16 protein-coding genes are annotated in these 16627 nt (G+C 46.3%); 10 read left to right on the forward strand and 6 right to left on the reverse strand.

The genetic code is table 11. The features are described 5' to 3' along the window. Positions 1-47 precede the first annotated feature (47 nt). A complete protein-coding gene (locus K5L93_RS12400; protein ID WP_220720135.1) occupies positions 48-281 on the forward strand; it encodes a YkgJ family cysteine cluster protein in 234 nt (77 codons plus the stop codon). A gap of 50 nt (positions 282-331) precedes the next feature. On the opposite strand, the gene K5L93_RS12405 is transcribed toward K5L93_RS12400, so the two are convergent. From K5L93_RS12405 to gpmM, 3 genes are read right to left on the reverse strand one after another with little or no spacing between them, the layout of a single operon-like run. Next, complete coding sequence (locus tag K5L93_RS12405) at positions 332-1120, reverse strand: divergent polysaccharide deacetylase family protein (RefSeq protein ID WP_220720136.1); 789 nt, start codon at positions 1118-1120, stop codon at positions 332-334. Beyond that, positions 1108-2295, reverse strand: coding sequence for a murein hydrolase activator EnvC family protein (locus tag K5L93_RS12410; protein WP_220720137.1), 1188 nt, complete (start codon positions 2293-2295; stop codon positions 1108-1110). The genes K5L93_RS12405 and K5L93_RS12410 overlap by 13 nt, the downstream gene beginning before the upstream one ends. Positions 2296-2302: 7 nt before the next feature. Then, a complete protein-coding gene (gene gpmM / locus K5L93_RS12415) occupies positions 2303-3835 on the reverse strand; it encodes a 2,3-bisphosphoglycerate-independent phosphoglycerate mutase (protein WP_220720138.1) in 1533 nt (510 codons plus the stop codon). A gap of 252 nt (positions 3836-4087) precedes the next feature. Between gpmM and K5L93_RS12420 the strand changes: the two genes are divergently transcribed. From K5L93_RS12420 to K5L93_RS12435, 4 genes are all read left to right on the forward strand, one after another. Then, positions 4088-4516, forward strand: coding sequence for a rhodanese-like domain-containing protein (locus tag K5L93_RS12420; RefSeq protein WP_016403465.1), 429 nt, complete (start codon positions 4088-4090; stop codon positions 4514-4516). Positions 4517-4585: 69 nt separating this feature from the next. Further along, entirely contained in the window at positions 4586-5062 is a 477-nt protein-coding gene (secB, locus tag K5L93_RS12425) for a protein-export chaperone SecB (RefSeq protein ID WP_016403466.1), read from the forward strand. Beyond that, positions 5062-6069: an NAD(P)H-dependent glycerol-3-phosphate dehydrogenase gene (gpsA, locus tag K5L93_RS12430; protein ID WP_220720139.1), complete on the forward strand. Its 1008-nt coding sequence runs from the start codon at positions 5062-5064 to the stop codon at positions 6067-6069. Before secB ends, gpsA begins: the two co-directional genes overlap by 1 nt. Continuing rightward, positions 6005-6913 (forward strand): hypothetical protein, encoded by a 909-nt coding sequence (locus tag K5L93_RS12435; protein ID WP_220720140.1) that lies wholly within the window; start codon positions 6005-6007, stop codon positions 6911-6913. Before gpsA ends, K5L93_RS12435 begins: the two co-directional genes overlap by 65 nt. 51 nt (positions 6914-6964) lie before the next feature. Here K5L93_RS12435 and nfuA read toward each other — a convergent pair whose 3' ends face one another. Together nfuA and K5L93_RS12445 are read right to left on the reverse strand one after the other, a co-directional pair. Then, the gene (gene nfuA, locus K5L93_RS12440) at positions 6965-7543 is read right to left on the reverse strand and encodes a Fe-S biogenesis protein NfuA (protein ID WP_016403468.1); all 579 of its coding nucleotides are present in this window, start codon (positions 7541-7543) and stop codon (positions 6965-6967) included. Positions 7544-7621: 78 nt separating this feature from the next. After that, positions 7622-8338: a ComF family protein gene (locus tag K5L93_RS12445; RefSeq protein WP_220720141.1), complete on the reverse strand. Its 717-nt coding sequence runs from the start codon at positions 8336-8338 to the stop codon at positions 7622-7624. Positions 8339-8370: 32 nt separating this feature from the next. Here K5L93_RS12445 and bioH point away from each other — a divergent pair, with 32 nt between their 5' ends. The 3 genes from bioH (at position 8371) to K5L93_RS12460 (ending at position 10364) form a co-directional block, all read left to right on the forward strand. Then, on the forward strand, positions 8371-9144 hold the full coding sequence (bioH, locus tag K5L93_RS12450; protein WP_220720142.1) for a pimeloyl-ACP methyl ester esterase BioH: 774 nt from the start codon (positions 8371-8373) through the stop codon (positions 9142-9144). 67 nt (positions 9145-9211) lie between these two features. Continuing rightward, on the forward strand, positions 9212-9445 hold the full coding sequence (locus K5L93_RS12455) for a hypothetical protein (protein ID WP_016403471.1): 234 nt from the start codon (positions 9212-9214) through the stop codon (positions 9443-9445). Between the two features lies 1 nt (position 9446). Beyond that, on the forward strand, positions 9447-10364 hold the full coding sequence (locus K5L93_RS12460; protein ID WP_220720143.1) for a putative metalloprotease CJM1_0395 family protein: 918 nt from the start codon (positions 9447-9449) through the stop codon (positions 10362-10364). 19 nt (positions 10365-10383) lie between these two features. On the opposite strand, the gene K5L93_RS12465 is transcribed toward K5L93_RS12460, so the two are convergent. Next, positions 10384-12675, reverse strand: coding sequence for a Tex family protein (locus tag K5L93_RS12465; RefSeq protein WP_220720144.1), 2292 nt, complete (start codon positions 12673-12675; stop codon positions 10384-10386). 275 nt (positions 12676-12950) lie between these two features. Here K5L93_RS12465 and K5L93_RS12470 point away from each other — a divergent pair, with 275 nt between their 5' ends. Together K5L93_RS12470 and K5L93_RS12475 are read left to right on the forward strand one after the other, a co-directional pair. Continuing rightward, positions 12951-15278, forward strand: a complete 2328-nt coding sequence (locus K5L93_RS12470; protein WP_220720145.1) for a glycoside hydrolase family 9 protein — start codon at positions 12951-12953, stop codon at positions 15276-15278. 273 nt (positions 15279-15551) lie between these two features. Next, positions 15552-16577, forward strand: a complete 1026-nt coding sequence (locus K5L93_RS12475; RefSeq protein WP_220720146.1) for a substrate-binding domain-containing protein — start codon at positions 15552-15554, stop codon at positions 16575-16577. Positions 16578-16627: the final 50 nt, after the last annotated feature.

Consider the following 16627-nt stretch of genomic DNA (forward strand, 5'->3'; position numbering starts at 1 on the left):
GTTGGCGTGTTTTGCTACACTAGCCGCCCTTTTTTGGAGAGCCTGTTATGCAGTGTCGTTTAGGCTGCGGTGCTTGTTGCATTGCGCCATCTATTAGCTCATTAAATAAAGCAGCGGGTGAGCGATGTGTTCATTTAAATGCTGATAATTTATGCGCTATCTTTGGTAAAGCTGAGCGACCTAAGGTTTGCAGTGATTTTAAAGCTGTTGAGTGGCTGTGTGGAACTACCCAGCAACAAGCCATGGATAATCTCATCTACTTAGAAAAGCAAACCGCGTAATAATATTGCTTGGTATTAAGGCTTTGTACTGCTTGCTTTAATGCAACTGCCTAGAGCTGTTTGTTGTGCACAGGCTGCACAATCGGCTCTTCTGAACCCACTAAACGAATGCTAGGTTCACTCTCGAGCTCTGGTGCTAATAAAGCTAGGCGTTGGGCTACCCCAACTAGTTGCACATCTTCTGGCAAACTTAGCCGATTAAGTAAATCCACCGAGTGTGGTCTGGGGTGAGCGATTAGCACTGCATGACCATATTTTCGAGCAAGGCTTAGGGCCTTTTGCCATTGGCGTTCAATGGCCACTGGGTTGTCTTGGTGATCTAGAAATACATGGCGCTTTAAATTGGGCACTTGATACACCCTAGCAGTTTGTTGGGCAATGCTGGCTAAGTGGGTGCGGCTATCCACAAAAAATAGCTCTTGTTTAGCCAGTACTTGCATTAACCAATGCATTTCTGTGGGCAGCTGGGTGAGTTGGCTACCCATGTGGTTGTTTAAGCCGGTTGCTTCTGGAAAGTCATTAATAGCTGCTTCTACACGTTGCTTAAAAGTTACTTCTTCTAAATTATCGGGTAGTCCATAGGGGCCTAAAGCAATGGTGCCGCTGCCTTGCATCGGTAGATGCAACATTACTTCGCGTTGCTGCTGCTGAGCTTGTTCGGCAATCTCTTTGGCATAAGGGCTTGATGGAAGTACCGATAAGGTAATATTGGGGTGTAGGTCTAGTAGTGCAAAGTCGCGAGCACTATTTCCGACATCATCAATGATGATGCTTAACTGCGCAGCCATGGCTGAGCTTGTTGCCAGCATACCTAGGCAAAGTAGAATTATTTTAACCATTTACTGGGGTCTTGGGTTTGCCCTTTATGGCGAATCTGGAAGAACAAGGCATTGGTCGTTTGGCCGCCAGTATTACCCGCATAAGCCACGGTTTGGCCAGCGCTTACTCGCTCACCAATTTCCGCGTTTAAGCTTTGGTTGTAGCCGTAAAAACTTAGGTATTGCTCACCATGATCGATAGCGACGACCAGGCCATAACCACGCAACCAATCAGCGAATACAACATTACCAGAAGCCACTGCTTTCACATTCGTACCAGGGTGAGAATCGATCACTATGCCTTGCCAGCGTGTTTGCCCCTGATTTTTACTGTTATAACTGTGCAGTACTTTGCCTTTGAGCGGCCAAGGAAGTTTGCCTTTTGCCTTGGCGAGGCCAGTAAGAGGCGCTTTATCTAAGTTTTGTTTGAGGGCAAGTTGCTGTTGCTGTTCTATTTGGTCACTAATCACTTGCTGTAAGTGCTGTTCATTAATTTGTAGCTGCTCTAAACGGCTTTGCTCAGTATTTTGCAGTTTATTAAGTTTAGCGAGTTGTTGCTTACGTTGATTTTGTTGAGACTGTAGCTGGTCCAGCTTTTGTTTTTGCTGAGCGACTAAGCCTTCTAAATGCTTTTGCACCTCGGCCAGTTGGCTTTGAACTTTGCTTAACTCTAGTTGCTGGAAGCTGACTTGCTCTAAGGCCTTGCTGCGGGCTTTGGCTAAATATTGGTAGTAGCTTAACATCCGCTCTAAATCTGCGGCATTTTGTTGGTTCAGCAGCATCTTCATGTAATCGCTATTACCTAAGCGATAAGCGCTATTGATTTGTGCTTTAAGTGCTTGTTGCTGTTGAGCTAGTTTTTCTTCTAGCTGTTGCTCTTGCTGCTGAATATTTTGTTGTTCTATTTTGGAGTGGGAAAGCTGATTGTTAAGTTTGCGCAGTTGTTGACTGGAGTCTGCTAGAGCCAACTCATATTGTCTTAGCTGCTCTTGCGCCTTAGTTATGTCACTTTTGCGCTTTTTAAGTTGTTGTTGTTGCTGTTTGAGTTGCTGTTGAACCTCGAGCAACTGTTGTTGTTCGTTGGCATGAAGTGGCGGGCAGAGCAATAGCAAAACGCCAGCAATAAGGCTGGCGTTAAACAGGCGAATAAGGCGCTTGTTAGCGCCTTGTTTCGAAGCTGAAATAGGCTCTTTCATCAAGCCATTATTTCAAATTCATCAATACCTTGCCAGTCATTTCTGCTGGAGTTTCCATGCCCATCAAGCTTAGCATTGTTGGGGCAATATCACTTAAACGACCGCCTTCAACTGGGGTTGCTTCGCGACCGTAGTAGATGAAAGGTACAGGCAGGTTGGTATGAGCTGTGTGAATGCCACCCGTTTCTGGGTCAACCATTTGCTCGGCGTTACCGTGGTCGGCTGTGATTAAACACTCGCCGCCTACTTTATCTAGTGCTTCAACCAAACGGCCAATGCTCTTATCTACGGCTTCACAGGCTTTAACTGCAGCATCGTATACGCCAGTGTGGCCAACCATGTCGCCGTTAGGGTAGTTACAAATGATAACGTCGTACTTGCCGCTCTCGATTGCAGCTACAAACTTGTCGGTTAGCATTTCCGAGTTCATTTCTGGTTGTAGGTCGTAAGTAGCTACTTTTGGAGAAGGAATAAGCTCGCGGTCTTCACCTACAAAGGCTTCTTCTTTACCGCCGTTAAAGAAGAACGTCACGTGGGCGTATTTTTCTGTTTCAGAAATACGCAGTTGCGTTTTGTTGTTCTTTTCTAGCCACTCGCCGAGTGTGTTCACTAAGTCTGTAGGGCCATAAGCACAAGGAGCTTTAATGTCCGCTGCATATTGGGTAAGTGTAACAAAGGTACATGCAGGTACTTTAGCGCGCTCAAACCCAGTGAAGTCTTGCTCAACAAAACAACGTGAAATTTCACGGGCACGGTCAGCACGGAAGTTCATGAACAATACCGCATCGCCATCGTTAATGCTGGCTGCGCTTTCGCCTACTACTGATGCCTTAACAAACTCATCGTTTTCGTCACGCGCGTAAGCTGCTGCTAGTGCTTCAGTAGCGTTAGCGTAGCTGTATTCAGCTTTACCTTCGGTAAGCAATTGATAAGCTTCTTCTACACGTTCCCAACGGTTATCACGGTCCATTGCGTAGTAACGGCCTACTAAAGAAGCGATACGACCGGTACCAATTTCAGCAAATTTTGCATCGAACTTTTCAATTGAGCCTTGCGCGCTGCGTGGTGGAGTGTCACGTCCGTCCAAGAAAGCGTGTAAGTAAATTTCTTTTGCGCCTTGCTTAGCGGCTAATTCAATCGCAGCTAGCATGTGATCTTCGTGGCTGTGAACACCGCCTGGAGAAAGTAGACCCATGATGTGAACGGCTTTACCGGCAGCTACGGCTTTATCTACCGCACCTACTAATACTTCGTTAGTGAAAAAGTCACCGTCTGTAATTGACTTACCAACACGGGTAAGTTCTTGGTATACAACGCGACCAGCACCGATGTTAGTGTGACCAACTTCTGAGTTGCCCATTTGTCCGTCTGGTAAACCTACATCTAGGCCCGAACCCGAGATAAGGGTGCTAGCAGCAGTTTCCCAAAGGTTGTCTAATACTGGTGTGTTGGCGTTTGCTACAGCGTTGTTGGCGCTGTCTTGGCGGTAGCCCCAGCCGTCCATAATAACGAGTGCTAAAGGCTTTTTGCTTGCAGACATTGCAATTTCCTCAATCGGTAAATGTTTAAGTGAAAAACGAATTAGTGAAATATTACTACATTTTTTGTTCGAGTCACCTGATTGAGCGCAAATCAACCGAGATTAGTTGTTTTTGCTCAGATTTGTTCTGGTGTATGAATCTTAGGTCAATTTGCGAGCTTTGGCGCGCTTGAGAGCTGCTATTCTTCTCGCTCAGGTGTATACTCTCGCCCCAATATCACTAACTATTTGCTTAACTGGAATTGTCATACTATGCAGCAAGTTGTCGAATTTGTCGGAAATAACCCTATCATTTCATTCGCTTGGGTCGGTTTGTTCGGTGCCGTTATCTACACTTTTATCCAACCAATGCTGTCGAAGGTTACCTCGGTAGGCAATCACGAAGCGACATTGCTCATTAATAAAGAAGATGCAGTTGTGGTGGATGTTCGTACTAACGACGAGTACAAAAAAGGGTATATTGCGGGCGCACGTCACATTCCTTTAACCCAAATACAGGCTAATAACTTTAAGCCTATTGAAAATTTAAAGGGCAACCCCATTATCGTTGTATGTGAAACAGGGATGCGTTCAGGCTCAGCGGCTAACGCTCTGGTTAAAGGCGGTTTTGAGAAAGTGTATAACCTACGCGGCGGCATGACCGATTGGAAATCAGCAAACCTACCGATCACTAAGAAGTAAGATCGAGTTTTAATGGCTAGCGCTCTAGCGATTAAGCAATTTTAAATAAATGTATTAAAGGTAATTATCATGGCTGAAGCAGCTACCACTGAAGCACCACAAGTAGAATTTGCAATTCAACGTATTTACACAAAAGATATTTCTTTTGAAACACCTAACTCTCCGCAAATCTTTCAACAAGAGTGGAAACCAGAAGTTAAGGTTGATCTAGACACTACTAGCAACAAACTCGCTGATAACGTATTTGAGGTGGTTTTAACACTTACTGTTACTGCTAAAGTTGGCGAGCAAACTGCGTTCTTATGTGAAGTTCACCAAGGTGGTATTTTCACTCTAGGTAACATGCCAGAGCCTCAACTTGCTCACGCAATTAACGCTTACTGCCCTAATATTCTTTTCCCTTATGCACGTGAAGCGGTATCTAACCTAGTTAACCGTGGTTCTTTCCCACAAATTAACTTGGCGCCTGTTAACTTTGATGCTTTGTTTGCTAACTATGTACAACAGCAAGCAGAACAGCAACAAGCGGCTAAAGCTGACGCTTAATGGTTAACTCAAAGGCGACTATGACCGTATTGGGCGCTGGCTCATACGGTACCGCGTTGGCAATTGCGATTGCCCGAAATGGACAACGTACCGTGTTATGGGGTCATGAGCCTGAGCATGTGGCTGCACTTGATGCAGCCCGTGAAAACCAAGATTTCCTGCCTGGAGTTGCTTTCCCTGAAAGCCTAGAACTAGAAGCTGATTTAGCCACTGCGGTTGCGCAAAGTGACAACCTGCTGGTGGTAGTGCCTAGTTTTGCCTTCGCTGATGTAATGCGTCAGATAAAGCCTATGTTAAGCGAACAATCACGAGTAGCCTGGGCAACCAAAGGTTTAGAAGCGAATACCGGACATTTATTGTCTGAGGTTGCTGTTGATGTCTTGGGTGAGCAGGTGTCGTTGGCGGTGATCTCTGGGCCAACGTTTGCTAAAGAACTTGCAGCAGGTTTGCCTACCGCGATTTCTGCCTCTTCTTCAGATGCTGAGTTTGTGCGCTATTTGGCAAAGGTAATGCACTGTGAGCGAAGCTTTAGGGTGTACACCAATAACGATATTATTGGCGTGCAGCTTGGTGGCGCAGTTAAAAATGTTATTGCGATTGGCGCTGGTTTGGCCGATGGGTTAGGCTTTGGCGCAAATGCAAGAACGGCCTTAATCACCCGAGGGCTGCGTGAAATGACTCGTTTGGGTAAAGCCTTAGGCGCTGATACCGAGACCTTTATGGGTATGGCTGGTCTTGGTGATTTGGTGCTTACTTGTACCGATAATCAAAGTCGTAATCGGCGATTTGGTCTGGCTTTAGGTAAAGGCAAAAACAAGCAACAAGCTGAGCAAGAAATTGGTCAAGTTGTTGAAGGTTTCCGCAATACTAAAGAAGTTTACTTGTTAGCTGAAAGAGTTGGTGTTGAAATGCCAATTGTAGAGCAAATATATCAAGTACTTTATGAAAACAAATCCGTGCAAACTGCCGCTATGGATCTTTTGGCAAGGTCGCAAAAAGACGAATAAGGCCTTAGTCGCCTTAGCCTTGTTTTTGGTGAGCAGTATTTCCGATGCTGCTGCCATTAAAGTTGTTGTTCCCTCCGATGTTTATCAAGACTATTTGTTATTCCTTGCTGGCCGCGATCCGGTTTCCATCCAAGATTTTTCAGGGGCTCATAGCCGAAGAGATGTGGTAGAGGTCGCTTTGTTTATACAAGCACTGCGCCTTGGTGGTTGGAAGGAACCAATTTATTTCAGTAAGGTAGACAGCTATCAACGCACCATGCGTTTGTTAACTCATGGGGACGTGGTTGCAAGTGCAACAACAATGTTTACTCGTGATATAAGCGCACACCCAAATTTATTAGAAACTCAGCCGGTAGTGGAGAAAGGGCAATTTGAAGTGGGTTTATACCTCAAGGACAGTAGCCCTTTGTTGCAGGGCGCAACACCAACTCTATCGCAGATAAAACGCTTAAAAGTGGTGTCAAACAAGCAATGGTCGGTAGACTGGAGTACTTTAGAACAGCTGGGTTTTAATCACCGCATTCATACCACTAAATGGCAGAGCCAAGTAAAAATGGTTGATATTGGCAGAGCAGATGCTTTACTCGCCCCTTTTCAAGCCAGCGATGATATGAGTTTACAAGCCTTTGGTGTAAGCCTAAAACCTTTGCCGGGGATTAAGCTTGCATTGCAAGACTCGAGACGCTTTGTGATTAGTCGGTCAGCAATTGATAATCGCCGGGTATTTTTGGCTTTAGAGATGGGGTTAACAGAATTAAAACGCCAAGGGGTTATCACTCAGGCTTATCAACAGTCGGGCTTTTTACAAAGCAAAGTAGCCGATTGGCAGTTAATAACACCATAGACAAAAAGGTAGCCTAAGCTACCTTTTTTGCTAATAGTAGTAACCAGTGTTCTAGTAGTAAGAGTGCTCACCGGCTTGGTGCTCAGTGACATCTTTTACACCGGTTAGTTCACCTGGGAAGGCTTCAAGCAACTGCTTTTCGATGCCTTCTTTTAGCGTAACATCTACCATGCTACAACCATTACAACCGCCGCCAAACTGCAATACAACAACGCCTTCTTCGGTTAGCTCCATCACGCTAACTTTACCACCGTGTGAGGCCAAGTTAGGATTAACCTGAGTTTCAATGGTGTATTCAACACGCTCAATCAGTGGAGCGTCATCATCTACTTTGCGCATCTTGGCGTTAGGTGCTTTAAGGGTAAGTTGCGAGCCCACTTTGTCGGTCACAAAGTCAATTTCAGCTTCTTCTAAAAATGGCGCGCTAGCAGTATCTACCATGGCTTTAAAACCATCGAATTGTAGTGCGGTATCATCCTCTTCAACCGATTCTGGTGGGCAATAAGAAACACCACACTCTGCGCTTGGTGTACCAGGATTAACCACAAATACACGAATATGGGTGCCTTCAGGCTGTTGTTCTAGCAGCTTAACAAAGTGTTGTTGCGCTGTTTCTGAGATCGATACCATCTGCTTCCTCGATACCTGACTAAAATACTAGGGATTATTGTACGGCTTTTTAAACCGCTCTGCTAGTGTTGCGAGAGCTTATCTTCGTTGTGAGGGTTTTGGAGTGCGGGCAATGGCCCAGATGTCGACTCGTTCAGCGCCGACACCTTTAAGCTGCCTAGCTAGCACGTTAGCGGTGCTACCGGTTGTTACAACATCATCAACTATTACCCAGTGTTTATAGTTAAGCGTATTTTGGCAACTAAAGCTGGCGGCTAAGGCTTTTTGTCGCTGGCGGCGGGTTAACCCTGCCTGGCTTGAACCATAATGTTTGCGCGTAAACGGCTTTTGCATTGGTTTAGCTGCGTGCTTTGCCAATTGCTTACATAAAACCTCACTTTGGTTAAAACCACGCCGCCACTGCTTAAACCAATGTAAGGGCACTGGGCAAAAGGCTTCTGGTATGGGAGCTTGAGTGTGTTGAATATGCTGCCAAATAAGTTGGCCTAAGGGCTTCGCCAAATGTTGCTGTTTGGCATATTTGTAGGCTTTAATCATCGGCTCTATCGGCCATTGGTAGTCACTTAAACAGAATACTTGATCGTAAAAAGGCACGTTGCCTTGGCACTCGCCGCATATTCCTGGCTCTGCTAAGGGTAAATAACACGTCTCACAACGGTGTTGGTTTGGCGTTAACAGTAGAGTGCGGCAGCTCTCGCAACAAGCCTGATCGAGCCTCTTACTTTGGAAACAAAAATCACAGTGTTCAGACAAAACTAAGCGGGAGTTTAAAGCCGCGTGAAATCTAGTTAACATGAGCATCCTTTTTGATCAGTAGTTAAGTGTAGATGAGTAAATTGCATTTTGAACGTCATGGCTCAGGCCCTGCGCTCATTCTTATTCATGGTTGGGGCTTAAACGGTGCTGTTTGGCAGCCTATAACCGAGCTATTGGCCGAGCAATTCAGCGTATATCTGGTGGATTTACCCGGCTTTGGCTACTCGCCTGCTATTGAGCCGCTTAGCTTAGATGGCATGGTGCAAGCTATTAGTGCTCAGGTGCCCGAGCGGGCCATTTGGTTAGGCTGGTCTTTAGGTGGTTTAGTGGCAAAGTATGCAGCTATTCACCAGCCTCAGCAGGTTGCTGGTTTAATTACTGTGGCCAGCTCGGCCCACTTTATTGCTAAATCGGAGTGGCCGGGAATTCAGGCAAAAGTGCTCGATGGTTTTGCCAGTGGTTTACAGCAAGATTTTAAGAAAACCTTACAGCAATTTTTGGCCATCCAAGCCATGGGGAGCGTTCAAGCTAAGCAAGATATCAAGCAGCTTCGAGAGCTACTGGCAACTAGGCCTTTGCCCCAGCTTAGCGCTTTAGAACAGGGCTTGGCTTTGTTGCAAAGCCAAGACTTACGTGATGAATTAGCGCAAATCTCAATGCCTTGGTTACAGCTATATGGTCGTAGCGATGCGCTGGTACCAAAGGCCGCTATGCAGCAACATGCCGAGCTTCACCCCGCGGCAACTCAATACTTATTTGCTAGTTCTTCACATGCACCATTTATCTCTGAGAAGCAGCTATTTGCTGAAAAAGTACTCAGCTTCGCGCGCAGCATAGTGGTGTAAAAGTGAGCAATTTGCTAGAATTAAGGCTAACTATGATCGAGCTAGCATCTAACTAAGCGGAGGGCATATGCAAATTGGCGCGGCAAGTAGCGGTTTTCAAATTATTGCTAACGCAAATCAGCAGGTTAGTGAAAGTGCTCAAACCCTTGCTGAAGTAGCGGCAAAACGTGAACCACAGCAAAACGAAGTGGTTGATGCCATGGTGAGCCTTAGCCAAGCTGAGCTTTATGCTAAAGCTGGCGCTAAGGTGATACAAACCGAATCTAAAATGTTAGGCACTTTACTGGATGTAGAGGCCTAGTATGAATATCAATGTTAGCTTGCCTAATGTTTTCCCCAATACCTTAACTCCGCCTACGGATTCAGCCCGTCGCGATAATCAGTTGCGTCAGGTGATAGCTCAACCCAAAGAAGTGGCTAGTTTTGCCAAAGAGCCCGAGGTAGGCACTGAGAAAGACCGTAACAAGCCACAAGCCACGGCTCAATATCCTCAGGTTCAAGAACAGCAAGCTAAGATTAACGAACGCGAAGCACAGCAAGGTCGCGAGCAACAAGGCGAGCAGCAGGGTAAACAAAACGAGCAAAAAGGCAGTCAAGAACAGTCGGGGTCAGATCAACCCAGTGCCAGACAAAAAGGCCAAAATGAGCTTAACGAAAGCGAACAGAAGAAAGTTGATGAGCTAAGTGCGCGCGACCAAGAGGTCCGCACCCACGAAGCGCAACATCAAGCGGTAGGCGGGCAATACGCCAGTGCCGCCTCTTTTGAGTTTGAACGTGGCCCAGATGGAAAGCAATATGCGGTAGGCGGTGAAGTGTCTATCGATGTGAGTGAAATCCCCGACGACCCACAAGCTACCATTGCTAAAATGGAGCAGGTACAACGGGCGGCGTTAGCACCCGCAGAGCCTTCCTCGCAAGATCGGCAAGTGGCCGCACAGGCTCAACAAAAAGCCGCCGAAGCACAGCGCGAACTTAATCATGCACAACCGCCTGGTTTGCTGGCATCAGACGAACAACCTTCAGCCTTTGGCGCCATTGCTGCCGAAGGTGCCGAATTTGAACCCACTCAGCAAGCGCGAGAGCAGCAAAATGCTCGAGCTTTGCAGCAACGCTACCCCGATATCGCACAGCAAATGGCGCAGCGTAATCAAACCATTGAACAGCGCTATAGCAGTGCTGCGGCCTTTAGGCCGCAATCTCAACTAAGTTTACAAGCTTAATCTATTTCTCTGCTCTAATTTATTTTTTCGCTTTGGCGAACGCATCTGCAAAGGCGCTATTGATCGGCGCACTAGCTTGCGGCTTTGTGGCCGAATGAGGCTTATTGGGTGTTGGTTTTGTTTTGTTTGTAGATGGGGTAGAACGGACGTCTTCATCTAAGCGCATGCTAAGGGCAATGCGTTTGCGTTGTACTTCTACTTCCAGCACTTTTACCTTAACGATATCGCCGGCTTTAACTACTTGATGTGGATCTTTCACAAAGTGATTGGCTAAGCAGGAGATATGTACCAAACCGTCTTGATGCACGCCAACATCAACAAAGGCACCAAAGTTAGTGACATTGGTAACAACTCCTTCTAACAGCATGGCCGGCTTTAGGTCGCTAATGGTATTTACTCCCTCTTTAAAGGTGGCGGTTGCAAACTCTGGGCGAGGGTCGCGACCAGGCTTTTTAAGCTCGTCGATAATGTCGGTTACTGTGGGCAGACCAAACTTATCGTTAGTAAATTGTTTTGGGTCGAGTTTGTTTAAGCGCTCACCGTTGGCAATTAACTGGCTAACTTCACACTGGCTATGTTGAGCAATGGCCTGTACTACGGGATAAGCCTCGGGGTGAACGGCTGATCCATCTAAGGCATTTTTCGCTTGGTTAATCCGTAAAAAACCCGCCGCTTGCTCAAAGGCTTTAGGCCCTAAACGAGGCACTTTTTTGATGGCTGCGCGTGACTTAAACGCACCGTGCTCATCGCGGTAGGCCACAATGTTTTGCGCTATGGTGGAGTTTAAACCTGCCACAAAACTTAGTAGTGGTGCCGAAGCCATATTTACATCCACACCCACGGCATTTACACAGTCCTCAACTACGCTGTCTAATTGTTGTGATAGCTTGCTTTGGCTAACATCGTGTTGGTATTGGCCAACACCAATCGCTTTGGGTTCAATCTTAACTAACTCGGCTAAGGGATCTTGTAAGCGGCGAGCAATTGACACCGCGCCGCGAATTGAAACATCCAGCTCTGGAAATTCTTGCGCTGCTAGCTCAGAGGCAGAATACACCGAGGCACCTGCTTCACTCACCATCACTTTTTGCAAACCTTGCGGTGGCAACATGCTTATGAGATCAGCGGCCAGTTTATCGGTTTCACGCGAGGCAGTGCCGTTCCCCACACTAATTAACTTAACTTGGTGTTTAGCCACTAAACTCGCTAGCGTTTTGAGTGAGTCTTGCCATTGGTTTCGTGGCGCGTGAGGGTAAATGGTGTCGTAGGCGACCAGTTTACCGGTAGCGTCAACCACCGCTACTTTAACACCAGTACGCAAGCCTGGATCTAGACCTAAGGTGGCTTTAGGCCCTGCAGGCGCTGCCATCAATAAGTCATTTAAATTGCGCGAAAACACACTAATTGCTTCGTCTTCACCACGCTCACGCAGTTGATTGAGCAATTCTGTTTCTAGTTGTAGTTTTAGTTTTACTCGCCAGGTCCATTGCACCACGGTGGCTATCCAGCGGTCGCTAGCATGCCCTTTAGGGGCTAAAGCAAAATAGTCGCGGATCATTTGCTCAGCAGGGTGGTTTCGCCCGTCCTCTTGCTCAACTTCTACGCTTAGGTTGAGTATGCCTTCATTGCGCCCTCGCAATATGGCTAAAGCGCGGTGAGAAGGTATTTTTCCTATGGCTTCGTGGTAGTCAAAATAGTCTTGGAACTTCTGACCATTTTGTTGCTGACCATCGATAACCTCCGCCTTTACCACGGCATTTTGTTGTAAGAATAAACGAAGCTTCGCTAGCAGTGGGGCTTGCACGGCAAAGCGCTCCATCAGTATGAACTTGGCGCCATCTAATACCGCTTTGCTGTCGGCAAAGCCTGCTTCGCTATTAATAAAATCTTCGGCTAGGCTTTCTGGGCTGGTATCTGGCTGGCTTAGCAAAAGCTCTGCTAATGGCTCTATGCCAGCTTCAATAGCAATTTGCCCTTTAGTACGGCGTTTGGGTTTGTAAGGAAGGTAGAGATCTTCTAGTTCTGTTTTACTGCTCGCTGCATTAATAGCTTGTTCTAATTGCGGTGTGAGTTTGTCTTGTTCAGCAATGGATTTGAGTATTGCAATACGGCGTTGCTGCATCTCACGTAAATAACTTAAACGTTGCTCTAACAAGCGTAATTGCCCGTCATCTAATCCGCCGGTGGCTTCTTTACGGTAACGGGCAATAAAAGGAACCGTTGACCCTTCATCAAGAAGCTTAATGGCGGCACTCACTTGTTGAGCTTGTGCGTTGATATCTGTAGCAATTTGTTGTTCTAAATTTTGCATGGGCTTATGTAATTTTAGATGCGCTGCTTGTTGCAGCAGAAAAAGTGTCCTCTATCTTATTCGCTTATAAATAGGCATCAAGCAGAAAAAATAATATGTAGAGACTTAATAGCGTGAAAACTGTTTCACAGCGTGACAAATTTTTCATAAGCACTTCATAGATACGTTTTGTTGCAGGCTGTTGGTCATAGTTATGTGAGCTAAAGCCATAAACATTATTCAGTTACTGAATTAGAGTGAGGATGATTTTAATGCCTCAGTTCAAGGAGAGCGAAATGAGCGCGAGCGACAAGACTCTTTTCAATGTAAGTTTAAGCCGTGTTAGCCAAAGCATTGTATTGGCTAGTTTAATGAGTGCACCGGCACTTGCGGCCAGTAATGAAATGCTTAGTAATACTGATTTTAGCAATGGCACCACCGGCTGGTGGTCAAGCGGTGCTGAATTAGTGGCCAAAGACGGCGAAGCCTGCATGGACATTAAGCGTGCCGGCTCTAACCCATGGGATGTAATTTTAGGCCAGCGCGGATTTGGTTTGGAAGAAGGCCAAGACTATGCCATCGACTTTGTGGCGCGCGCCAACAAAGACACCGCCTTTACCGCACTTATTCAGCATAATGGTGCACCATATACGCAATACTTTAATCAAGTATTAGAGATTGGCACTGAGCCAAAAGCCTTTAGCTTCAAGTTCACTCAAGATCAAAAGAGTGATGCTAAAACCGAGTTTCAGTTCCAGCTAGGAGCCCAAAAAGAAGCGGTATTGTGTTTTAGCGATATATCGGTGAAAGGTAAGTCTTTTGTTATCGTAAACAAAATTCCTAACATTCGCTTAAACCAAATTGGCTTTTATCCTAAAGCCGAAAAGATTGCGGTAATTAGCAGTGAAGAGCAACAACCGCGGGTTTGGCGCGTAAAAGATGCCGAAGGCAATCACTTACTTACCGGTAAAACCAAAGTATTTGGGATGAATGCGGCCTCTGGCGAAACAGTGCATCAAGCAGACTTTTCTGCCTTAACGACCAAGCATGAAAACTTGGTGTTAGATGTAGATGGTCAAACTAGCCATCCTTTCAAAATTGCTGATGATATCTACAGCGAGTTAAAACATGATGCCTTAGCTTACTTCTACCAAAACCGTAGCGGTGTAGAGATTAAGCAAGAGTTTGTACAGCGACCAAACTTGGCGCGTCCAGCAGGGCATGCTCCAGATGTAGTGAGTTGTTTTGATAAAACCGACGACAAAGGGAACAAGTGGCCAGGTTGTGATTTTGACATGGACCTCACCGGCGGTTGGTATGACGCAGGTGACCACGGTAAATATGTGGTAAACGGCGGCATTAGTACCTGGACCTTAATGAACCTTTACGAGCGCTCGCAATTTATTGATGGTGCTGGCGAACCTTTTGCTGATGGTAAACAACCAATGCCAGAAGCGGGTAATGGTGTAAACGATCTATTGGATGAAGCGCGCTGGAACATGGAGTTCATGTTGGCGATGCAAATCCCAGAAGGCAGCAAAGTATCGGTGCCTGTGGGTAACCAACAAGAAAACATTCGCTCGCTTAAGCTCACCGAAATTGATGCCTCTGGTATGGCGTTCCATAAGGTGGCTGACGAAAAGTGGACAGGTATGCCATTACCGCCTCACAAAGATACCCAAAAGCGTTATGTGGGCCAATCTAGCACTGCGGCAACTTTAAACCTTGCGGCAACAGCTGCACAATGTGCGCGTATTTGGAAAGACATCGATGCTGATTTTTCTGCTCAGTGTTTAACTGCGGCAAACCGTGCTTGGCAAGCGGCTAACAAGCACCCAGAAGTATATGCCTACGATAACTTTACTGGCTCAGGCCCGTATGGTGATACTGATTTAGCCGATGAATTTTATTGGGCAGCGGCAGAGCTCTTTATCACAACTGGCGACGCTAAGTTCTTAGAGGCAGCTAAAGCTTCTCCAGCATTTTTAGCTGCGCCAGTGGGTGACGAAACCGCCAAAGGGGATTTGTTCTGGCAAGATTTAAGCTCTGCAGGAACCTTAAGCCTAGCCTTAGTACCTAGCAAGCTAGACCAAGCGACTCGTGATAAAGCGCGCGCTAAGATAATTGCTACGGCCGATGCGTATTCATCATTAATGGCCAAAGAGGGTTACCACATCCCTTATAGTGCCGAACAATACCCATGGGGTTCTAACTCAAACTTGGTGAATCGCGGCATATTCCTAAGCTATGCAAGTGATTACAGTGGCGACAGCAAGTACATGCAAACTTTAGCGCATGCTATGGATTACATCTTAGGGCGAAACCCGCTAGATCAGTCATACATTACCGGATATGGTAGCAATCCTCTTAAGAATCCACACCACCGTTTTTGGGCGCATCAAGCCGACGCCAACTCACCAAAACCAGCACCAGGTGCCTTATCGGGTGGGCCTAACTCTATTAGCTTTAGTGACCCCGTAGCAGCCGGCCTTAAAGGCAACTGTATTGGCCAAACCTGTTTTGCCGATGAGATTGGTGCCTGGACCTTAAATGAGATCACCATCAACTGGAATGCCCCCCTAGTTTGGGTTACCACAGTATTGGATGAGCACCGCCTTAAGTAAGAAAATTGTAATAAACAATTAGCATAGGCCGACATTATGTCGGCCTTTATTGCTTCAAAAAATTAAGTAATTACTGATGCTTGGGGGCAGTTAGTCACTGATAATGTGATCTATAACGGCGTTCTAACGCTCAATATCATTGAAAACAAGTTCTTGGCCGAGTTGGTGTATATAGTGGTATCAGGAGTTTTACCTCTCTGGCCTGCTAAATTCAGCTTGGCAGCACAGAGGAAAGGTAAAATGCGAACTCGTGTTAGTTGTCAGAGAATCAATGTGAAAGATAAAAATAAATTGGAGCAACGCTCAACCGTTTATGATGTCGCCGCGTTGGCTGGGGTATCGCCTAGCACCGTATCTCGGTTTATGAATCAAACCACCTATGTGTCTGATGCAAAACGTAAACAAATTCAAGCTGCTATGGTTGAGCTAGGCTATAAACCTGGCCAGCAAACAGGAGCCAGCGCTAGTAGCCGTACTATGACCATTGGGGTACTGGTACAACATCCCGACAGCCCATTTTATTCTTCAATTTTAAGAGGTATTGAGGAAGTTCTGCTGGCTCAGGGCTATTCGCATATTATCGTAACCGGCCACTGGAATAGCGAAGAAGAAATGGAGTCGATGCAGCTGCTGTTATCGCGCTCTGTGGATGGGATCATTATTGTTACCGGTGGCTTAGCAGACGAACAAATCGTTGAGTTTTCTAAAAAGCGACCGATTGTTGCACTGGGCCGTGATCTAGAAGCCGCACGACTGCGCTCAATTAAGATTGAAAACTCAGTGGGCGCTTACATGGCTACTAATCACCTTATTCAGTTAGGCCATCGCGAGATCGTTCATATTCGCGGTGCAGAAGGTCACCCCGATGCCCAGCAGCGTTACAATGGTTATTGCCAAGCTATGGAACATGCGGGTTTACCGGTGAAAATGCAGCTAGTAGAGCAAGGTGACTTTAGTGAACAAGGTGGCTTTGAAGCGGTGCAACGCCTGTTGGCTAATAAGCGCCAATTTAGTGCTATTTTTGCTGCCAACGATTTAACCGCACATGGCGCAATGTTAGCACTATATAAAGCTAATCGACCTGTGCCAGAGCGGGTTTCGGTGATTGGCTTTGATGATGTTCCTGGCTCGGCGTTTTTCATTCCGCCTTTAACTACAGTGCGCCAACCCATATTTGATACCGGTTATGCTGCCGCCTTAACCATTTTGGATATGCTAAATGGTGGTGCTAGCAACAACTTCCGTATTCCTCCGGTTGAATTGGTGAAACGAGAAACCACCCAAGTACATACTCTCTAGTTAAAGCTTGCGAGTTTATTGCCTAAGTCGTTTATAATCGGCTTAGGCAG

Origin of the sequence: Agarivorans litoreus (genome assembly GCF_019649015.1) — a bacterium.
Classification (GTDB): domain Bacteria; phylum Pseudomonadota; class Gammaproteobacteria; order Enterobacterales; family Celerinatantimonadaceae; genus Agarivorans; species Agarivorans litoreus.

What these genes read in the sequence shown, in the direction of transcription:
- K5L93_RS12400 (WP_220720135.1), top strand. Translation starts at nt 48, where the DNA reads ATGCAGTGTCGTTTAGGCTGCGGTGCTTGTTGCATTGCGCCATCTATT.
- K5L93_RS12405 (WP_220720136.1), bottom strand. Translation starts at nt 1,120, where the DNA reads ATGGTTAAAATAATTCTACTTTGCCTAGGTATGCTGGCAACAAGCTCA.
- K5L93_RS12410 (WP_220720137.1), bottom strand. Translation starts at nt 2,295, where the DNA reads ATGAAAGAGCCTATTTCAGCTTCGAAACAAGGCGCTAACAAGCGCCTT.
- gpmM (WP_220720138.1), bottom strand. Translation starts at nt 3,835, where the DNA reads ATGTCTGCAAGCAAAAAGCCTTTAGCACTCGTTATTATGGACGGCTGG.
- K5L93_RS12420 (WP_016403465.1), top strand. Translation starts at nt 4,088, where the DNA reads ATGCAGCAAGTTGTCGAATTTGTCGGAAATAACCCTATCATTTCATTC.
- secB (WP_016403466.1), top strand. Translation starts at nt 4,586, where the DNA reads ATGGCTGAAGCAGCTACCACTGAAGCACCACAAGTAGAATTTGCAATT.
- gpsA (WP_220720139.1), top strand. Translation starts at nt 5,062, where the DNA reads ATGGTTAACTCAAAGGCGACTATGACCGTATTGGGCGCTGGCTCATAC.
- K5L93_RS12435 (WP_220720140.1), top strand. Translation starts at nt 6,005, where the DNA reads ATGAAAACAAATCCGTGCAAACTGCCGCTATGGATCTTTTGGCAAGGT.
- nfuA (WP_016403468.1), bottom strand. Translation starts at nt 7,543, where the DNA reads ATGGTATCGATCTCAGAAACAGCGCAACAACACTTTGTTAAGCTGCTA.
- K5L93_RS12445 (WP_220720141.1), bottom strand. Translation starts at nt 8,338, where the DNA reads ATGTTAACTAGATTTCACGCGGCTTTAAACTCCCGCTTAGTTTTGTCT.
- bioH (WP_220720142.1), top strand. Translation starts at nt 8,371, where the DNA reads ATGAGTAAATTGCATTTTGAACGTCATGGCTCAGGCCCTGCGCTCATT.
- K5L93_RS12455 (WP_016403471.1), top strand. Translation starts at nt 9,212, where the DNA reads ATGCAAATTGGCGCGGCAAGTAGCGGTTTTCAAATTATTGCTAACGCA.
- K5L93_RS12460 (WP_220720143.1), top strand. Translation starts at nt 9,447, where the DNA reads ATGAATATCAATGTTAGCTTGCCTAATGTTTTCCCCAATACCTTAACT.
- K5L93_RS12465 (WP_220720144.1), bottom strand. Translation starts at nt 12,675, where the DNA reads ATGCAAAATTTAGAACAACAAATTGCTACAGATATCAACGCACAAGCT.
- K5L93_RS12470 (WP_220720145.1), top strand. Translation starts at nt 12,951, where the DNA reads ATGAGCGCGAGCGACAAGACTCTTTTCAATGTAAGTTTAAGCCGTGTT.